16 protein-coding genes are annotated in these 19,256 nt (G+C 42.2%); 3 read left to right on the top strand and 13 right to left on the bottom strand.

All coding sequences use genetic code 11. The annotated features are described in order from the left end of the window. Positions 1–165 precede the first annotated feature (165 nt). Positions 166–1,020: an acyl-CoA thioesterase II gene (gene tesB, locus AB204_RS04405; RefSeq protein WP_047962174.1), complete on the top strand. Its 855-nt coding sequence runs from the start codon at positions 166–168 to the stop codon at positions 1,018–1,020. Positions 1,021–1,121: 101 nt separating this feature from the next. Here tesB and amtB read toward each other — a convergent pair whose 3' ends face one another. The 5 genes from amtB to AB204_RS04380 all read right to left on the bottom strand — a co-directional run bounded on the left by amtB (position 1,122) and on the right by AB204_RS04380 (position 6,966). After that, a complete protein-coding gene (gene amtB / locus AB204_RS04400; protein WP_047962173.1) occupies positions 1,122–2,402 on the bottom strand; it encodes an ammonium transporter AmtB in 1,281 nt (426 codons plus the stop codon). Between the two features lie 15 nt (positions 2,403–2,417). Further along, complete coding sequence (gene glnK / locus AB204_RS04395) at positions 2,418–2,756, bottom strand: P-II family nitrogen regulator (RefSeq protein ID WP_047962172.1); 339 nt, start codon at positions 2,754–2,756, stop codon at positions 2,418–2,420. A 171-nt stretch (positions 2,757–2,927) separates the two neighbouring features. Then, complete coding sequence (locus AB204_RS04390; protein WP_047962171.1) at positions 2,928–4,706, bottom strand: SmdB family multidrug efflux ABC transporter permease/ATP-binding protein; 1,779 nt, start codon at positions 4,704–4,706, stop codon at positions 2,928–2,930. After that, on the bottom strand, positions 4,690–6,438 hold the full coding sequence (locus AB204_RS04385) for a SmdA family multidrug ABC transporter permease/ATP-binding protein (RefSeq protein ID WP_047962170.1): 1,749 nt from the start codon (positions 6,436–6,438) through the stop codon (positions 4,690–4,692). The genes AB204_RS04390 and AB204_RS04385 overlap by 17 nt, the downstream gene beginning before the upstream one ends. A 57-nt stretch (positions 6,439–6,495) precedes the next feature. Beyond that, complete coding sequence (locus AB204_RS04380) at positions 6,496–6,966, bottom strand: Lrp/AsnC family transcriptional regulator (RefSeq protein ID WP_047962169.1); 471 nt, start codon at positions 6,964–6,966, stop codon at positions 6,496–6,498. 123 nt (positions 6,967–7,089) lie between these two features. On the opposite strand from AB204_RS04380, the gene AB204_RS04375 reads away from it, so the two are divergent. After that, positions 7,090–8,142 carry a PLP-dependent cysteine synthase family protein gene (locus AB204_RS04375; RefSeq protein ID WP_047962168.1) on the top strand — a complete coding sequence of 351 codons (1,053 nt, stop codon included), beginning with the start codon at positions 7,090–7,092 and terminating at the stop codon, positions 8,140–8,142. Positions 8,143–8,174: 32 nt separating this feature from the next. Beyond that, entirely contained in the window at positions 8,175–8,873 is a 699-nt protein-coding gene (gene queC / locus AB204_RS04370; RefSeq protein WP_047962167.1) for a 7-cyano-7-deazaguanine synthase QueC, read from the top strand. A 65-nt stretch (positions 8,874–8,938) separates the two neighbouring features. On the opposite strand, the gene AB204_RS04365 is transcribed toward queC, so the two are convergent. From AB204_RS04365 to tig, 8 genes are all read right to left on the bottom strand, one after another. Further along, entirely contained in the window at positions 8,939–9,337 is a 399-nt protein-coding gene (locus tag AB204_RS04365; RefSeq protein WP_047962166.1) for an acyl-CoA thioesterase, read from the bottom strand. A gap of 161 nt (positions 9,338–9,498) precedes the next feature. Beyond that, entirely contained in the window at positions 9,499–9,933 is a 435-nt protein-coding gene (locus AB204_RS04360) for a ComEA family DNA-binding protein (protein WP_411354699.1), read from the bottom strand. Positions 9,934–10,039: 106 nt separating this feature from the next. Further along, on the bottom strand, positions 10,040–11,920 hold the full coding sequence (gene ppiD, locus AB204_RS04355) for a peptidylprolyl isomerase (RefSeq protein ID WP_047962165.1): 1,881 nt from the start codon (positions 11,918–11,920) through the stop codon (positions 10,040–10,042). A gap of 175 nt (positions 11,921–12,095) precedes the next feature. After that, positions 12,096–12,371: a nucleoid-associated protein HU-beta gene (hupB, locus tag AB204_RS04350; protein ID WP_047962164.1), complete on the bottom strand. Its 276-nt coding sequence runs from the start codon at positions 12,369–12,371 to the stop codon at positions 12,096–12,098. Between the two features lie 240 nt (positions 12,372–12,611). Continuing rightward, positions 12,612–14,966, bottom strand: coding sequence for an endopeptidase La (lon, locus tag AB204_RS04345; protein ID WP_047962163.1), 2,355 nt, complete (start codon positions 14,964–14,966; stop codon positions 12,612–12,614). A 334-nt stretch (positions 14,967–15,300) separates the two neighbouring features. Continuing rightward, the gene (clpX, locus tag AB204_RS04340; protein ID WP_047962162.1) at positions 15,301–16,572 is read right to left on the bottom strand and encodes an ATP-dependent protease ATP-binding subunit ClpX; all 1,272 of its coding nucleotides are present in this window, start codon (positions 16,570–16,572) and stop codon (positions 15,301–15,303) included. Between the two features lie 145 nt (positions 16,573–16,717). Then, positions 16,718–17,341: an ATP-dependent Clp endopeptidase proteolytic subunit ClpP gene (gene clpP, locus AB204_RS04335; protein ID WP_047962161.1), complete on the bottom strand. Its 624-nt coding sequence runs from the start codon at positions 17,339–17,341 to the stop codon at positions 16,718–16,720. Between the two features lie 259 nt (positions 17,342–17,600). After that, positions 17,601–18,905, bottom strand: a complete 1,305-nt coding sequence (tig, locus tag AB204_RS04330; RefSeq protein WP_047962160.1) for a trigger factor — start codon at positions 18,903–18,905, stop codon at positions 17,601–17,603. Positions 18,906–19,256 lie beyond the last annotated feature (351 nt).

Genomic DNA, 19,256 nt, shown 5'->3' with positions numbered 1-19,256 from the left:
ACAAGCATTGATAAAATTAAACGTGATAATTCATCTCCAGAATAAAAAACATAATCATAAATTTTATTTACAATTTTATGAACTTATTTTCTAATAATTTAAAATTTATTAGCTGTAATCGTCTTTTATCCATTTTTTTACACACTTAAAAAGCAAAGGCATGTTATGAGCCAGGCATTACAAAATTTAATTAACTTAATACATCTGGAAAAGATAGAAGAGGGAATTTACCGAGGGCAAAGCGAGGATTTGGGATTTCCTCAAGTTTTTGGCGGACAAGTGATAGGCCAAGCGCTATATGCAGCAAAGCAAACCGTTACTGATGATAGAATGATTCACTCCTTCCATAGCTATTTTTTACGCCCGGGAGATAGCAGTAAGCCGATCGTTTATGATGTCGAAATATTGCGTGATGGGAAAAGTTTTAGTGCTCGTCGTGTCAGTGCAATACAATATGGTCACCCTATTTTCTATATGACGGTCTCTTTCCAAAGCCATGAAGAAAGTTTTGAACACCAGAACACCATGCCTGTCGTTCCCCCTCCAGAAGAGTTAGAATCCCAAGAAGAATTAGCAAAAAAAATGGCTGACTCACTTCCCGCCAAACTAAAAAATGCTTTTTCTACACCACCTCTGGAAATGAAAATAATCAAACCTCATATCTTACCTAATCATTCCCCCAAAGCCCCTGTTCGTTATGTTTGGTTCCGCAGTAATGGGAAAATGCCGGAAGATCCATTCATTCACAGCTGCTTACTGGGATATGCTTCAGACTTCAATTTCCTACCGACATCATTACAACCCCATGGCGTAGAATTTATGGGACGTAATATGCAAGTAGCCACAATTGACCATTCAATGTGGTATCACCGCCCTTTTAGTATGAATGATTGGTTGCTCTATGCGATCGAAAGTCCATCAGCATCAGGAGCTCGTGGTTTTGTGCGCGGGCATATTTATACCCGTCAAGGTGTCCTCATCGCTTCTACGGTTCAAGAAGGAGTAATCAGAAAGCTGTAATGAATTAAATTGCCGTAATAACAGAAATAAGTGCTGTGTCATTGGAACATTGCCCCGTTATTACGGCACGGCCCACAGTGTTCAAGGAAGAAAAAGTATGATCAGTTATACGCGCTTTCACCATGTGAAGTAATATCCAACCCTTCCCTTTCTGATTCAATACTAATGCGTAATCCAACCAGTTTATCGGCAATCTTAAATGAAATATAAGCAGCTAACGATGACCAAATAATACAAACTAATATACTAACCATCTGAATACCGAACTGCCGTAGCATTGTCATTCCCTCAGGGAATCCTGTTCCACCTAAAATGGACGCGGTAAAAATACTGGTCAACAAACAACCAACGATACCACATACTCCATGCACACCAAAAACATCACAGACATCATCTGCACGCAACCACCGTTTCAGTATGACCACTCCCCACAAACCAGCAACACCCGCAATCAGTCCCATAATCAGCGCACCACCGATACCAACCGTTGCTGCGGCAGGCGTAATTACCACTAAACCTGAAATACACCCGGAACATGCCCCCAAGAGCGAAGGTTTTTGACGAAATAACCACTCAGAAATCACCCATGACAATACTGCCCCCGCTGTTGCTATCACGGTATTCACGAGAGCCAATGCTGCAATGGCATTTACTGCACCAGCAGAACCTACATTGAACCCAAACCAACCGATATAAAGGATCGCTGTTCCAATAAAAGTCATTGGTAAGTTGTGAGGTTTAAACGCTTCTCGTCCAAATCCTGAACGTTTTCCTAGTAAATAAGCGCCAACCAACCCTGCTGCTGCCGCATTAATATGAACGACCGTCCCACCAGCAAAATCCAAAGCGCCATCTTCAGCAAGCCAACCTCCTCCCCACACCATATGTGCTATCGGAATATACGATACCGTCAGCCATAACACGCTAAAAATCAATAATGCTGAAAAACGGATTCTCTCGCATAAAGCGCCCACCACCAAAGCAACAGTGATACAAGCAAATGCACCTTGGAAAACAACATGAATTAATTTATAGAATCCTCCATTCAGGTCAGCTATAGATATATTTTTCAGCATGACTTGATCTAATCCCCCCCAAAAACGGTTACCTGCCTCAAAAGTCATGCTGTAACCGTAGACAACCCAAAGCACACAAACTAATGAAAAACTAACAATCACCTGTGACATCAATGACAAAACATTTTTGCGGCGCAATAGCCCTCCATAGAACAGAGCAATTCCAGGTATTGTCATAAAAAGTACCAGTACAGTATTTATAAACATAAATACTGTATCAGCCTTATCGAGCGTTTTTTCCGCAGCAAAAGCAAATGAAGGAAAACTGACTGCAAGGCCAACTATGGATAAGAGTTTCTTGTTCATTTTTTCTCCTCCTATTTACAGTGCTGAGTCATTCGTTTCACCCGTCCTGATACGAACGGCATGCTGTAACTCAAAGATAAAAATCTTTCCGTCCCCCATTTTCCCCGTGAATGCAGCCTGCTGAATAATATCGACAATTTCCTCAACCCGTTCATCATTGATAGCAATATCAATCTTAACTTTGGGCAAAAAGTTAACGTTATATTCAGCTCCTCGATAAAGCTCAGAATGACCTTTTTGGCGTCCAAATCCCTTTACTTCTGTGATAGTCATACCTTGCACCCCTATATCAGCAAGCGCTTCTCTCACTTCGTCCAGCTTAAATGGCTTGATGATGATGGTGATTAACTTCATATTTCCCCCACTTTTTGCTGTATTTGTATTTGCTGTGTTTACACAGAGGTTATTTGCAAGGGATATGCCAAAAGTTAAAAGTAATATTTAATCAACATATTACTGAAGAGGATCTCTAAGGAAGGGATAAGAAAAGGGGAGCAGCAAACATATCCGCTCCCCATATGCACATTAAGCGTGCACAGTCTCATTCAAGGTTTCACCAACCTGTTGGAGTTGGTACATTTGATAATAGCGTCCACGCTGTGCTAATAGCTGTTGGTGCCGTCCTTGTTCGACGATTGCACCACGATGCAGCACAAGTATGGAATCAGCTTCAATAATGGTTGAAAGACGGTGAGCAATAACTACCAGCGTTGTTTGTTTACGGATTATCCCTAGCGCTTTCTGCACTGATTGTTCCGTTCCCGAATCAATATTGGCTGTTGCCTCATCCAAAATAAGGATCTGTGGCGTTTGCACCAGAACCCTGGCCATTGCCAATAACTGTTTTTGCCCTGCGGAAAGGGTATTTCCTTGTTCTCCCAATACTGAATTCAAACCATCTGGTAAGCTATGGACAAATTCAGCTAATTGAACCATTTCCAGCACTTCCCAAATTTTCTCTTCACTAATATCCCGCCCTAACGTGATATTGTCGAAAAATGAAGCAGCCAGAACCACAGGATCTTGCTGTACCATTGCCACACCATTACGTAATACAGCATGAGAAAGCGAAGATACCGGACGCCCATCAAGATAAATTTCACCGTCTTGCCACGGATAGTACCCCATAATCAAATTCGCCAGAGTACTTTTACCGCTTCCCGTATGCCCAACCAAAGCCACGAATCCATGTGGGGGAACATGTAGGTTAATATCACTCAAGACACGCTTGTCACTTCGATAGGCAAAATTCAGATTTTCAATATCAATCCTTCCACTAGCCAAGGTTTCCAAATCATCCCCATACTTCTGCAGGGGGCTATCCATAAGTTCAAAAACCCGCTCTCCTGAAACTATAGCTTGCTGTAATACTGATTGTTGTGCAGTCAACTCAATCAAAGGTTCATTCAATCGGCCAAGATAGTTGATAAAGGCGTACAATACTCCTACACCGATGATTTCGGATCCTTTCAGCCCAAACAGAAAAAGCAAACCGCACAATACTGCGGTAGAAAAAAAGCTCAATAATGGCCTCAATAAAATGCCATCTAACCGTAATGCCTGCATACGAGCTTGATAATGCGCTCGGTTGGTAGCCAGCATTTTTTCACCAAAACGTGCTTGCTGACGAAATTGCTGAATTACGGTCATTCCATTAATGACTTCATTAAAACCATCATTAATGTCAGCCAAGTAGCCACGAACCCTTCTCACAATTGGAGTACTGAAGCGCTGATAAATTACCATTACCAGCAATACAGCCGGAAATATGACTATCGCAACACACGCCATGCGCCAATCCAGAATAAACATAGCTATCAGCATAGCGCCAATCAATGCAATGCTGCGAAATACAGTAGGGATCACATTTACAAACAGATCATTAATAACTTCAGTATCATTTGTTACACGAGATATCAATTGACCCACAGGTTGAGTATCGAAAGCACTTAATGGCTGACGTAATGCCGAGTTCATAACATCAGTACGAAGTTGCTGTACTATTCCCACTGATGCCTGATTAAAAAATAAAGTCTGATAATAATGCAAGGCAGCCGAAACAAGTTGTAAGACTAAAAATACGGCGGCAAGACTAATGACTATATCAAGCGGCAAGTTTCCCGTTGCGACCATGTTGTCGATAAAATAGCTTACAAGCAGTGGCCCGCTCACTTCTGCCAATGCGGCAATCCATAACATCAGTACAGCAATTAGCATTGGTTTTCGATAATTTTTACTGTAAGAGAGCAAGCGCCTTAATGATGGCCAGAGCTTGCGCATATGAGTATTAGTCATTTTCCCCATCCAATGCGGCTTCTAATTGTTGGTAATGGTACATATCAAAATACCAACCTGATTGAGCGATAAGTTGCTTATGCCGCCCCTGTTGCGCAATCGTGCCATGTTGCATAACCAAAATATTATCTGCTTCCGTTAATGCAGACAGCCGGTGTGCACTGATGATAATGGAGCGATGCTGCCGCCATTGGCTGAGATTTTTCATGATTTGATGTTCTGTATGCCCATCGACCGCCGACAAGGCATCATCAAGAATCAAGATCTCAGTATCCAACAACAAGGCTCTTGCGATGGATATACGCTGTTTTTGCCCACCAGAAAGCATGACGCCACGTTCACCCACTTCAGTCTGATAACCTTGAGGCAATCGCAAAATATCATCATGTACATTTGCCAAACGAGCAACTTCTTCTATTTGTTCTTGGGTTGCATCTGGCCGCCCTAATGCAATATTGCCTGCAACCGTGTCTGAAAACAGAAAAGGCGTCTGGTTAACAATAGCCAATCGTGAACACCACTCTTCCATTCTGAGAGAAGAGATATTCTGAGATTGAAAAAGAATTTCTCCATCGGTGACATCAAATTGTCGCTGTAATAAAGCCAGCAAAGTACTCTTTCCTGCACCCGTTGGGCCACACAACCCTAGTAGTTGTCCAGGTTTCAGCTTGAAATGGATATTCCCTAAGACAGGCTTATCATTTTTGGGATAAATAAAAGAGTTAATATTTGCTTGCAAGGTTCCCCTGCCTGGAAATAAAGACAAAGCGCCATCTTCAATCACCAGAGGTTCCCGCAACAGACTGCGGATACGTGTATACGCAGCACTGCCTCTTTCAACAATGTTAAACATCCACGCTAATGCCAGCATTGGCCAAATCATCAATCCCAGATACATAACAAAGCTGGTCAGTTCACCAAGGGTCATGGAACCATGCACAACCATCCAGCTTCCTCCCCCTACAGCCAAGAGGTTTGCAACAGCAATGGCGATAAAAATCGTGGGGTCAAAACGTGCATCCACACGTGCTACATGCATATTTTTACGCCCAGCATCAGTAGCCACTTCTTCAAACTGATTGGATTGCAGCTTTTCCAAACCAAACGCTTTTATCATGCGAATGCTGGTTAAGCTTTCTTGTGCGTGGTTATTCAGAGCAGAGAATGCACCTTGCGCAGATTTAAAACGGTGATGAAGCTGATCGCCATAATGCTTAATTGCAAATGCCATGATAGGCATGGGCAGTAGTGATAATAACGTTAGTTGCCAACTGATTTGCACACTCATTACGATTAGGACAGCACATCCCATCACTAACGCATCAACTAAAGTAAGTACTCCCTCACCTGCCGCAAAAACAACTCTATCAACATCGTTTGTTGCGCGAGCCATAAGGTCGCCTGTTCGATGACGCAAATAAAACTCAGGATTTTGGCTACTCAGTCGCAGATAGAAATCACTGCGCAATTTAACTGCCAGCCGATAAGAGGCCCCAAACAGCCATACACGCCAGACATACCTCAATCCATAGATTGCCACCGCGATCAGCATCATCAGCCCCAACCAAATTAGCAGCTGGCTGGATGACATTGTTTTTGCACTAATGCCGTCAACAATAATTCCAACCAATCGTGGAGGAATCAGCTGTAGCACCGCAATTATGATGAGAAAAACAACAGCGCCTAAATAACGCCGCCATTCACTAATAAAATACCAGCTTAATTGTGAAAATAATCTCACACACCTATTCCCAAGGTAAAAAATGAAAGAATTGACGTCTGCCTACCAAAGGCGACTTCATATTACTGAATCTGGTATCGGCAACGCCGTTGTATATTTTATCTTCTCCATAGCAAAGTTGGAACTTACATCAATCAAACCAGAAATCCCATTCACCATGCGTTTATAGAATCGATCATAGCTTTTCATATCAACAACTTCTACATGCATTAGGTAGTCATATTCGCCTGCCATGCGATAAAATGTTAAAACTTCCGGCATCTCTCTGATAAAAGACACAAATTGTTCATACCACTCACTGTTATGTTGCTGAGTCTTAATCATCACTATCACAGTCAGACTAAGCCCAAGTTTAGCGCCATTTATCAATGCCACTTTTCCAACAATATATCCTTCATCTTCAAGTCGTTTAAGCCGTTTCCAACAAGGTGTGGAAGTCAGATTAACAGCTTCAGCCAGCGCATTAAGGGATAGACTACAGTCCTGTTGAAGCAGTCCCAGTAGCTTACGATCTATTTTATCTAGCATATCTAAATCCTGTAGAAATATTTCCCAAATATAACGGATAATCTCAGAAAAATAATAATCTATTTCTCTAAATGTAAGGGTAATCTATATATCACTACGGTATTATTATTCAGGGTCAATTTTATGTCGTCTTTATGGGCTAAAAATGCCATAAGAGCTATCCAGGCTGATTATCAACGCAGCGCAGATACACATCTGATACGTCTCAACCTCCCCATGTTTTCGGATATCCACCTTTACCTTAAAGATGAGAGTACTCATCCTACAGGTAGCCTAAAACACCGGCTTGCACGCTCCCTATTCCTTTATGCACTCACTAATGGCTGGATTAAGGAAGGAACTCCAATTATTGAAGCTTCATCCGGCAGTACCGCTGTTTCGGAAGCTTACTTTGCCCGATTACTCGGTTTGCCTTTTATTGCTGTAATGCCTTCCTGTACAGCTAAACGCAAAATTCAGGAAATTGAGTTCTACGGTGGTAAATGCCATTTTGTGGAACATTCAGCTATGATTTATCAGGAGTCAGAACGTCTGGCAAAAGAGCTAAATGGTCATTTCATGGATCAATTTACCTATGCCGAACGAGCTACTGATTGGCGGGGCAACAATAACATTGCAGAAAGCATTTTCCGTCACATGAAACTGGAGCCATTTCCTGAACCGACTTACATCGTTATGAGTGCAGGAACAGGTGGTACATCAGCAACACTTGGCCGCTATATCCGCTATCAGGGACATGACACTAAATTAATCGTTGTTGATCCAGAAAACTCCGTTTTCTACGATTGTTACCGCCAGAATCGCCGTGATCTTCTTGGAACTACTGGCAGTAAAATCGAAGGTATTGGCCGCCCACGCGTAGAACCTTCTTTTATTCCTACTGTTATTGATGACATGATCCAAGTTCCTGACTCTGCGACTATTGCTACCATTTATTGGCTTGAAAAATTACTTGGTAGAAAAACGGGAGCATCAACAGGAACCAACGTTTGGGGTGCTTTGCAGCTCGCCAAACAAATGCATGACAACAATCAACAGGGAGCAATTGTGACATTACTCTGTGATAGCGGAGAACGTTATCTCGATACGTATTACAACCCAGAATGGGTTCACAATAATATCGGTGATCTCACACAGTATCGAACACAACTACCCAAGTTAAACGGTTATGAGTAACATATCTCCTTCAATTTACAGAGGTAGGTATCATGAAACGAGCCGTTGTTGTATTCAGTGGTGGGCAAGATTCCACCACTTGTTTAATTCAGGCACTCCGTCAATATGACGAAGTTCACTGTGTCACTTTTGATTATGGGCAGCGTCACCGTGCTGAAATTGATGTAGCTTGTCGTATCAGCGAAGAATTAGGCGCGGCTGCCCACAAGGTACTGGATGTTACTTTACTTAATGAGCTCGCAATCAGCAGCCTGACGAGAGATAACATTCCCGTGCCAGATTTCAGTGAAAGTGAAAAAAATGGCCTCCCAAATACTTTTGTGCCTGGTCGTAACATTCTGTTTTTAACTCTGGCGGCAATTTATGCCTATCAAGTCGAAGCTGAAGCGGTTATTACGGGTGTTTGTGAAACTGATTTTTCGGGCTATCCAGATTGCCGTGACGAATTTGTCAAAGCACTAAATAAAGCGGTCAGCCTTGGTATCGCCCGTGATATCCGTTTCGAAACGCCCCTAATGTGGTTAAACAAAGCTGAAACTTGGGCACTGGCTGATTATTATGAAAAACTGGATTTCGTCCGTAACCAAACTCTCACTTGTTATAACGGTATTCAAGGTGATGGATGCGGTGAATGTGCTGCTTGCCATCTCCGGGCCAAGGGATTAGGTTATTATTTAAACAACGCCCAATCCACTATGGCAGATATGAAATCTAAAACACATCTGAGTTAATCAAACTGCTTTGTTTAATTAACACTTATCAGCGAGAGGTTCATGGAACCTCTCATTTCGCTGTTTTATCTCTTATAAGACTCCATTTTTTCTCGTAACTCACCTTCTAAAACAAGCGCTTTTTGAGTTTTCAAATCAATACAGACAAATGTGGTTAAGGCATCAGCAATCACTTTATTATCACTCCTGCGTATAATTTCCTGAAAAAATACGCCGCTTCTATTACCCAGTTCCCGCATGGAAGAGTTTACTTCCAGCTCATCTGTAACCACTGCTGGATGACGATAATTAATATTGATATTTACCACAATAAAACCAATATTCTTACTGTTTAGCCATTCCAAAGTGTCATCTTCAGTCAGCAAATCCCAGCGTGCTGCTTCCATAAATTCCAAATAACGTGCGTTGTTAACATGCTGGAAAATATCAATATGGTAGCCCCTGACTTTTATAATCGTGCTCATTGCTATGTTTTCCTTTAAACTCATCCGACCAGACAATATTTAACAATAGCAAAACAATTTAACTACAATAGTGTTTAATGAATTATTCTTGATCGGCATCACAGCCCTCTTGATAAACTTACAATGTAAAATTATTAAGCCATTACAAGAGGGCTTAACACTCAGTAAGTTAATTTACTTCTATTCTTTTCCATAAACATAGGCCCAATACCTTGAACTTCCTGTAATTGTTCTATTGCCGTAAACGGGCCATATTTTTCACGATATTCAATAATCGCCTGTGCTTTTTTAGTACCAATGCCGTTGAGCTCTTTAGCGAACTCTTCAGCACTTGCCGTATTGATGTTAAGAATTCCTTTTCCTTGTATTTGCTGGCTTGAACCTTGTTTTCCTTCCTCTTGCGATTCATTATTCCCAATGGCAGTTTTCTGCTGGCTAACGGGTTGTTTCACTACTTTATCGGTAGATTCATTCACGGTGCCGGCATGAGATAACGGTATATTGATACACAAAGCCATAACGAGCGAACTGAATAATATCCTTAAATATTTCATATAAATTCCTCCATGTTTTGTTGACGCAGGAGAGATTGCCATAACAATATTTCCAGACAATAGGCAAGATTTAAATATGCGAAAGGCCACGAAAGTGGCCTTTAAAAATTACTATTTTGCAAAAACAGCTGCGAGTAACTTCGCAATTTTATTCGATTTGCCCCAGCTTAATATCTGCATCATCACGCAAATTAATTATTAGTGATTCCAGCATGACATTACCTGTTTGATACTGATAAGCCGACATATATTGTTTAATCTGCTCATCTGTAATAGGCCCTGGAACAACTTTATCCAATTGGATAAACACTGCGTTACCAAGCCCATCTTGAGCTAATCCATATTCAGCCTTACCATCTTTAGGATGAGGCAGAGTGAATGCCACATCGGTAGCCTGATCGTTTTGTGATATGCGTTTTATCACAGTAGGTTCAGCAAACTGAATTCCTGCTGCTTTCAATGCCTGCTCACCTTTACCTTCTTTCAGCGCAGCCAACAATTTTTCACTCTCAACCTGAAGTTGTTTCTCCGCTTTTTGGCGCTTCACCAGCTCAGCGACTTCAGTTTTAGCTTGCTCGAATGGCTGAACTGTTTCAGGTTTAACATCATCAACACGCACAATAAAGGCTCTGTCACCCTCAACAGAAATGACATCAGAGTTAATACCTGTTGTCCCTTTATCATCAATCAAATTGCCAGAGAAAATAGCCTGAACAACTTGACTGAAATTAATATCGGCCGGGATATGGTCACGATCAAACCAGTCAGTGGTTACAGCCTGATAACCTGCTGCTTTCTCTGCTGCTGCCAAAGATTCGTTATCATTGGCTGCGGCATCACTTACTTTTCTCTGTAACGCATAAAATGCATCAACCGCTTTTTCCTGCTTAACGATTTTTTCTATTTCCGGACGGATATCCTCCAATGATTTGACAACCTGAGGATTGATATCGTCCAAACGGAAAATCGCATATCCATTGGATAATTTAATGACACCAGAAAGCTGCCCTTTCTGTGTCAGATTGGCTGATTTAATCTCATTAGGCAGGGAGCTTTCCTCCATCCAACCGAGATCACCACCCTTTTGAGCAGAAAATTTATCTGTCGATTTTTCGGATGCCAATTGACTGAAATCAGCCCCTTTACTTAATTCATCCAAAACCGATTTAGCATCAGAGTCTGAAGTCAATTGAATAAAGCTGTACTTCTTCTGTTCAGACTTAGTGTATTTTGACAGATTGTTTTGATAATACTTTTCAATATCAGCATCAGATACGGTGACATTTTTCAGCTCATCCGCAGCATCCATTTTGATGTAGCTGATTTTTACTTTTTCTGGCACAGTGAAATGTTTGCTGTTCGCAGTATAGTAGTTTTTCAGCTCTTCATCGGTGACTTTTTGCTGTGCTTCAATTGATTTCAATTCAAGAGTTGCAAAACGTACTGTTCTTTCTTGAAAAAGAAGCGCAATTTCTTCTTTGACTTCTGTCGGTAATGCAATTTCAGAACCTATTAACACCTGCTCTAATTGGCGATTAATCAGCTCTTGACGAACCTGCTCAGCAAAGACATCAGGGCTCATATTTGAACGAGCCAGCCAATTCAAATAATCCTGATATTTGTTGTTATCAAACTTGCCGTCGGTTTGAAGAAAAGGTAGGTTACGTATCTCCTGTGTGACTTGCTCATCACTTGCTGATAAACCCAGCTTATGCGCGTATTGTTCAATCAAGGTGGCATTGATGAGACGATCTAATGATTGGCGTCTAAGCTGTTGTACGGCCTGTTCATTACTCAGCAAAGTTGAGAATCCATCTCCCAGCCTCTCTTGCATAGCATTTTTTTCTTGTTGGAATGCTTGCTCCAGTTGAGCACGACTAATACTTTGACCATTCACCTTGGCAGCATAGCTACCATTTTCGCCTGACAGGTAGCCTGTTAGCCCCGTCACCAGAAAGGTCAAAATAATTAGAGCCAACACAATTTTAAGCACAGGGCCATTTGCCGCCGTGCGTAGGTTGTCCATCATAAAGACGTAAAACTCCGCTTTAGTGAAAAAGAAACTGTCATATTACGACAATTCAAACGCTAAGAGAAAAAAAGCGCACCAATTGATTGATGCGCTTATATTCTAACCTATCAACATTGCCTAGTCAGTTTAAGTTTACTGCTATGGCAAAGGCGAGGAGCAAGTTTCTCACTCATTAGCCGTTGACAGCATCTTTCAACCCCTTTCCAGAACGGAAAGCAGGTACTTTTGCTGCTGCAATTTTGATTTCCTTGCCTGTCTGAGGGTTACGTCCCGTACGAGCTGCACGCTCACGCACAGTAAACGTACCGAACCCTACCAAAGCGACATCATCACCGTCTTTCAATGCATCAGATACTGAAGAAATGAATGCATCTACTACACGTCCGGCTGCTGCCTTAGAAATATTCACATCAGCAGCAATTTTGTCGATCAGTTGTGACTTATTCACTCTTATCATCCCCATTTAGTTTTACTAATGTAACAAAAACCGATTTATAACGGATAACGCGACAGTCATGCCGTCATATCAATCCTTTCCAGTATTAGCAAGAAATCATGGAACAGCAAAATATTTAATCAGATAATTAGACTAAACTAACTTAATGACACAAAAAAAGCTGGCAAGTCTCAATTTACTTGCCAGCCTATATTTTATATACAGTTCTTGAGTTAGTTCACTATTTTTATACTATTTTAGTGATACCACTTCTGCACCAAATGCTGGCTCCTGCAAAGCGATAGCTAAAACATCTTCTATACGCTTAACAGGATGGATTTCCAAATCTTGGATCACGTTCTGTGGGATTTCTTCCAGATCTCGTTTATTTTCATCTGGAATTATGACGGTTTTCACTCCCCCACGATGCGCTGCCAGTAATTTCTCTTTCAAACCACCAATTGGCAGAACTAAACCGCGTAAAGTAATTTCACCCGTCATCGCCACAGCAGCACGAACAGGATTACCTGTCAGGCAAGAAACCAATGCTGTGCACATGGCAATACCCGCACTCGGGCCATCTTTTGGCGTCGCACCTTCAGGTACGTGGACGTGAATATCACGTTTTTCATGGAAATCAGAACTGATGCCCAGCTTATCTGCACGAGCCCGAACCACTGTCAATGCTGCCTGAATGGATTCCTGCATCACTTCACCTAATGAACCGGTATAGGTCAATTTACCTTTACCCGGCACACTGGCTGTTTCAACCGTCAGCAGATCACCACCGACTTCTGTCCATGCAAGACCTGTTACCTGACCAACACGGTTTTCTGTATCAGCACGACCGTAATCAACACGCTGCACTCCCAGATAATCTTTCAAGTTACCTGCATTGATTTCAATGTGCTTAAGCTTCTTATCCATCAATAATGCTTTAACGGCCTTACGACACAATTTAGAGATTTCACGTTCCAGACTACGAACGCCAGCCTCACGGGTGTAATAACGGATAATACCGAGGATTGCACCGTCATCAATGGTTAACTCGCCTTTTTTCAAGGCATTGCGCTCAGTCTGTTTTGGCAGAAGATGGCGCTTGGCAATGTTCAGTTTTTCGTCTTCTGTATAACCGGACAGACGAATGACTTCCATACGATCCAGCAATGGAGCAGGAATATTCATGGAGTTGGACGTTGCCACGAACATAACATCAGACAGATCATAATCCACTTCAAGGTAATGATCGTTAAACGCCACATTCTGCTCAGGATCAAGCACTTCCAACAAGGCTGAAGCCGGATCACCACGCATGTCAGATGACATTTTGTCGATCTCATCCAACAAGAACAGTGGATTTTTCACCCCAATTTTGGACATTTTCTGAATTAATTTGCCCGGCATGGAGCCAATATAGGTACGGCGATGCCCACGGATTTCTGCTTCATCACGCACGCCACCCAATGCCATACGCACATATTTGCGTCCGGTTGCCCGTGCAATGGAACGACCCAATGAGGTTTTACCAACACCCGGAGGCCCAACCAAGCAAAGTATTGGCCCCTTGAGCTTGCTGACACGGCTTTGTACTGCGAGATATTCAAGAATACGCTCTTTGACGCGCTCAAGACCATAATGGTCTATATCCAGTACTTCCTGAGCTTTTACTAAATCTTTTTTGACCTTGCTGCGTGCAACCCAAGGGACTTGCACCATCCAGTCAATATAACTACGTACAACCGTTGCTTCTGCCGACATTGGAGACATCATTTTTAATTTCTGCAATTCAGCTTCTGCTTTTTCGCGCGCCTCTTTTGGCATTTTCGCATCTTCGATCTTGCGCTTTAGCGTCTCATATTCATCAGGTGCATCATCCATCTCACCTAATTCTTTCTGGATCGCTTTCATTTGCTCATTCAGGTAGTACTCGCGCTGGCTTTTTTCCATCTGTTTTTTAACGCGATTGCGGATGCGCTTTTCTACCTGTAGAAGATCGATTTCTGATTCCATCATTGCGATCAGATATTCAATGCGCTCAACAACGTCAGACATTTCTAAAACAGCCTGCTTGTCATTGATTTTCAAAGGCATATGTGCAGCGATGGTATCTGCCAATTTTGCTGCATCTTCAATACTGTGCAACGATGTCAATACTTCTGGCGGGATCTTTTTATTCAGTTTGACATAGCCTTCAAACTGATTGATAGCGGTTCTTACCAGAACTTCTTGTTCACGTTCATCAACGTCAGGGGATTCAAGATATTCAACTTTCGCATAAAAATACTCGCTATTATCCGTCAATGTAGTAATGCGAGCACGCTGCAAACCTTCAACCAGAACTTTTACGGTTCCGTCTGGCAATTTTAACATCTGTAAAACAGAAGCCACTGTACCTACGGAGAAAAGATCATTGACTCCCGGCTCATCAGTAGATGCTTCTTTTTGCGCGACCAGCATGACCTGTTTGTCATGATCCATTGCTGCTTCCAGGCAATGAATCGACTTCTCACGCCCAACAAACAGAGGGATCACCATATGTGGGTAAACCACTACATCGCGCAAAGGCAATACAGGGATTTCTATGCGTTCGGAACGCTCAGGATTCATAGAGCTCTCTCTTCATTTATACCCTTCACCTTTCAAGCTGCCTCTTTGCTAGCTGCGTTCACTTACCCCGGTCACACAATTAGTTATGCTCTCTGGGATTTATTTACCTGCCACCACGGTGCAACTCAAAATCTATTGGGTACAGCTTTCGCCAGTTTTTAGGAATCTCGTGAAACACGGTTTTCACGAGTTTCACTTCAAAGAATACAAAATATATGGGGACAAGAATCTGACATTCAATAGCCTATATCTGCAAAAAACAAAATGAGGGAAAATCCCTCATTTTTGTTTTTTCAATGCGTATTGATAATCGGCATTCCCTACCCTATTTTCTTCACTCACCAGAAACTTGGGCATCCGGCTTGCAATATATCAATAATGGTGCGGATTTCTCTTCAACAACCGATTCATCAACGACCACTTTCTCTATGTGTTCCATTGATGGCAGGTCATACATTGTATCCAGCAAAACACTTTCAACAATTGAACGAAGACCACGAGCACCCGTTTTACGCGCCATTGCCTTTTTCGCGATGGCAGTCAGTGCTTCTTTTCTGAACTCCAGTTCAACACCTTCCAGATTAAACAGAGCCTGATACTGTTTAGTCAACGCATTTTTTGGCTCTTGCAGGATCTGAATCAGTGCTTCTTCATTGAGTTCAGTCAGTGTCGCCACAACCGGCAAACGACCAATGAATTCAGGAATTAAACCAAACTTGATCAAATCTTCCGGCTGAACCTGAGACAGCAACTCACCTTCTGTTGCTTTCTCCGATTCACCTCTAACTGTAGCACTAAAACCAATACCTGAACTGACATTCAAACGCTGGCTGACAACTTTGTCCAAACCTGCAAACGCACCACCGCAGATAAACAAGATCTTTGAAGTATCAACCTGCAAAAATTCTTGTTGTGGATGCTTACGGCCACCTTGAGGCGGAACCGCTGCGACAGTACCTTCTATCAGTTTTAATAAGGCCTGCTGAACCCCTTCACCGGATACGTCACGAGTAATTGAAGGATTGTCAGATTTACGAGAAATCTTATCTATTTCATCAATATAAACGATACCACGTTGTGCTTTCTGCACGTCGTAGTCGCATTTTTGCAGAAGTTTCTGGATAATATTTTCTACGTCTTCCCCGACATAACCTGCTTCAGTCAATGTCGTGGCGTCAGCCATAGTAAATGGTACATCCAAATAGCGGGCAAGTGTCTCAGCCAGCAGAGTTTTACCGCTACCTGTCGGGCCAACCAGCAAAATGTTGCTTTTGCCTAATTCCACACCATTATTGTTATCCCCATTACGCAGTCTCTTGTAATGGTTATAAACGGCCACTGCTAATACTTTTTTCGCCGCTTCCTGACCAATGACATAGTCATCCAGATGTTGACGAATTTCATGAGGAGTAGGCAATGTGCTACGCTCACGATGTGGTACCAACTCTTTAATTTCTTCGCGAATGATATCATTACATAAATCGACACATTCATCGCAGATATACACTGACGGGCCGGCGATTAATTTCCGGACTTCATGTTGGCTTTTTCCGCAGAAAGAGCAATACAGCAGCTTTCCTGAACCGTCTTTGCGCTTATCTGTCATCAGTCAACCTCACTTTATGAGCTGTTATCCCAGCTTATCTGGCATAACAGAAAAAACGCTGTCATTACTCCGCCTAGTTTAACGTCAACATAAAGAAGCGCCCAGAAAAGACTAGCGTCGGAGTAATAAAGTAATTGTCAATAAATTAGTTGCGCTGGGTGAATATACTATCAACCAGTCCGTATTCTACGGCCTCTGCGGCTGATAAGAAACGGTCACGTTCTGTGTCCTCAGCGATCTTATCAAGTGGTTGCCCTGTATGTTTTGCCATTAATTCATTCATACGGGCTTTAACCTTGAGTATTTCCTGTGCATGGATTTCAATATCAGTTGCCTGCCCCTGGAAACCACCTAATGGCTGGTGAATCATAACCCTGGAATTTGGCAGACAGAAACGCTTGCCTTTTGCTCCAGCAGTCAACAGAAATGCCCCCATTGAGCAGGCCTGTCCCATACAAATAGTACTTACATCTGGCTTAATAAATTGCATCGTGTCGTAAATAGACATACCAGCAGTAATAACCCCACCCGGCGAGTTGATATATAAATGAATATCTTTTTCTGGGTTTTCTGCTTCCAAGAATAACATTTGGGCGGCAACCAAGTTCGCCATATGATCTTCAACTGGCCCTGTCAGAAAAATAATACGGTCTTTTAATAAGCGGGAGTAAATATCAAATGCACGCTCCCCACGTGCTGTTTGTTCAACCACCATCGGCACCAAAGACATGTTAGGTGCATATTGATCTTGCTTGCCACTGTATGACATTTCCGTCTCCTAATAGAACTCACGCTGGTGCCATTCATAACTGATTCTACTTGAGATAAGCAATGATGACCATGATCCAAAGTTAACTAACAAGGGGCTTTTCCCCTCTAAAAAGTAGTAAGCTCTTACATAATAGTAAGAAAGGATATGAGGTTAAATCTGTTTTTTTCAAGAACAATAAAAAACCCGCAAGCAGAGCCTGCGGGTTTACTTCATTGAGAGTGAGATTTCATCATCTCAGGCAATCAATAAATGAAACTTATGCCAGTTGATTTTGGTTCATAAGATCATTGAAGCCAGTTTCTTTTTCAGAAATTTTAGCTTTACTCAGAACAAGTTCAACAGCCTGCTCTTCCAGAGCAATGTTGCGAATATTGTTCATCATTTCTTTGTTTTTGCTGTAGTATTCAACAACTTCTTTTGGATCTTCGTAAGCAGCAGCCATCTCTTCGATCAGTGCATTAACACGCTCGTCTTCGACTTTCAGCTCATTGCTGCTGATAACTTCACCTAACAGCAAGCCAACAACAACGCGACGTTTTGCCTGTTCTTCGAACAGTTCACGTGGCAGTTCCAGAGCTTGTGTTTCATTGCCGCCAAAACGTTGAGCTGCCTGACGACGAAGTACATCAATTTCACCATCAACAACTGCTGCTGGAACGTCAATTTCGTTAGCCTTAACCAGACCATCAAGAACCTGAGTTTTGATGCGATTACGAACAGCATTTTTCAGTTCACGTTCCATGTTCTTACGAACTTCAGTACGCAGACCTTCAACAGTACCCGCCGCGATACCAAAACGCTTGATGAACTCTTCAGTCAGTTCTGGCAGTTCACGCTGTTCAACTTTCTTCAAGTTGATCGCAAACTTCGCAGCTTTACCTTTCAGGTTTTCTGCATGGTAATCTTCTGGGAAAGTCACATCGATGGTAAATTCTTCACCTGCTTTGTGACCAACGACTCCATCTTCAAAACCAGGAATCATACGGCCCTGGCCCATTGCCAGAACGAAATCAGCTGATTTACCGCCTTCGAACTCTTCACCATCAATAGAACCAGTGAAATCAACAGTTACGCGATCTTCCGCAGTTGCTGCTTCATCAGTTTCTTTCCAATTTGCCTGCTGCTTACGCAGGGTATCCAGCATGGTGTCAACGTCTGCGTCTTTAACTTCAACGACAGGTTTTTCAACTTCAATTTCTTCCAGACCTTTCAGTTCGATTTCTGGATAAACTTCAAACTCAACTGCATAAGTGAAGTCTTCTCCATTTTTGAACTGTTCTGGTTTGTAGCTTGGAGCACCTGCTGGATTAATTTTCTGCTCAATGATCGCATTGATGAAATTACTTTGCATCAGATCACCCAGAACATCCTGAAGAACAGAAGCACCATAACGCTGCTCAACGATCTTCATTGGCACTTTGCCTTTACGGAAGCCATCAATACGGACTTTCTTTGCTACATTAACCAGTTCACTGCTAACTGCTTTTTCGATATCGGCAGCAGGAACGGTGATTGACACACGACGCCCAAGGCCTTGAGTGGTTTCAACAGAAACTTGCATCTTGTTACCTCAAAAAAATCATAGTGCTCGGTCAACTTCAGAATGACTGCGATGCTTAAAAAAGCGGATTGCAGCACTCTTTAAGAACCGGGGCGGTCGCATTTAAAAACCGAGAATCCCTGTGATCAGAAGCGTCCCGAAACCATTCTAAAAATTTAGACGCAGCATTATAGCGGCGCAGACAGTATGAGTCGAGAATTGCAGACAAAAGCATGCATGATTCGTTGAGTTATGTGATAAACGTTACTCAATGACTCCGTCACGATATTGTTTATGCGATATTTATATAAACAAAAATACAGCCCGAAGGCTGCCATCTAAAATTAAATCCAGATTAATAAAATAAAACCA

Origin of the sequence: Xenorhabdus khoisanae, from assembly GCF_001037465.1 — a bacterium.
Lineage (GTDB): Bacteria > Pseudomonadota > Gammaproteobacteria > Enterobacterales > Enterobacteriaceae > Xenorhabdus > Xenorhabdus khoisanae.
Note: the sequence above shows the minus strand (reverse complement) of the source record. Positions and strands in the feature narration are given on the sequence as shown.

What these genes read in the sequence shown, in the direction of transcription:
- tesB (WP_047962174.1), top strand. Translation starts at nt 166, where the DNA reads ATGAGCCAGGCATTACAAAATTTAATTAACTTAATACATCTGGAAAAG.
- amtB (WP_047962173.1), bottom strand. Translation starts at nt 2,402, where the DNA reads ATGAACAAGAAACTCTTATCCATAGTTGGCCTTGCAGTCAGTTTTCCT.
- glnK (WP_047962172.1), bottom strand. Translation starts at nt 2,756, where the DNA reads ATGAAGTTAATCACCATCATCATCAAGCCATTTAAGCTGGACGAAGTG.
- AB204_RS04390 (WP_047962171.1), bottom strand. Translation starts at nt 4,706, where the DNA reads ATGGGGAAAATGACTAATACTCATATGCGCAAGCTCTGGCCATCATTA.
- AB204_RS04380 (WP_047962169.1), bottom strand. Translation starts at nt 6,966, where the DNA reads ATGCTAGATAAAATAGATCGTAAGCTACTGGGACTGCTTCAACAGGAC.
- AB204_RS04375 (WP_047962168.1), top strand. Translation starts at nt 7,090, where the DNA reads ATGTCGTCTTTATGGGCTAAAAATGCCATAAGAGCTATCCAGGCTGAT.
- queC (WP_047962167.1), top strand. Translation starts at nt 8,175, where the DNA reads ATGAAACGAGCCGTTGTTGTATTCAGTGGTGGGCAAGATTCCACCACT.
- AB204_RS04365 (WP_047962166.1), bottom strand. Translation starts at nt 9,337, where the DNA reads ATGAGCACGATTATAAAAGTCAGGGGCTACCATATTGATATTTTCCAG.
- AB204_RS04360 (WP_411354699.1), bottom strand. Translation starts at nt 9,933, where the DNA reads ATGGCAATCTCTCCTGCGTCAACAAAACATGGAGGAATTTATATGAAA.
- ppiD (WP_047962165.1), bottom strand. Translation starts at nt 11,920, where the DNA reads ATGATGGACAACCTACGCACGGCGGCAAATGGCCCTGTGCTTAAAATT.
- lon (WP_047962163.1), bottom strand. Translation starts at nt 14,966, where the DNA reads ATGAATCCTGAGCGTTCCGAACGCATAGAAATCCCTGTATTGCCTTTG.
- clpX (WP_047962162.1), bottom strand. Translation starts at nt 16,572, where the DNA reads ATGACAGATAAGCGCAAAGACGGTTCAGGAAAGCTGCTGTATTGCTCT.
- clpP (WP_047962161.1), bottom strand. Translation starts at nt 17,341, where the DNA reads ATGTCATACAGTGGCAAGCAAGATCAATATGCACCTAACATGTCTTTG.
- tig (WP_047962160.1), bottom strand. Translation starts at nt 18,905, where the DNA reads ATGCAAGTTTCTGTTGAAACCACTCAAGGCCTTGGGCGTCGTGTGTCA.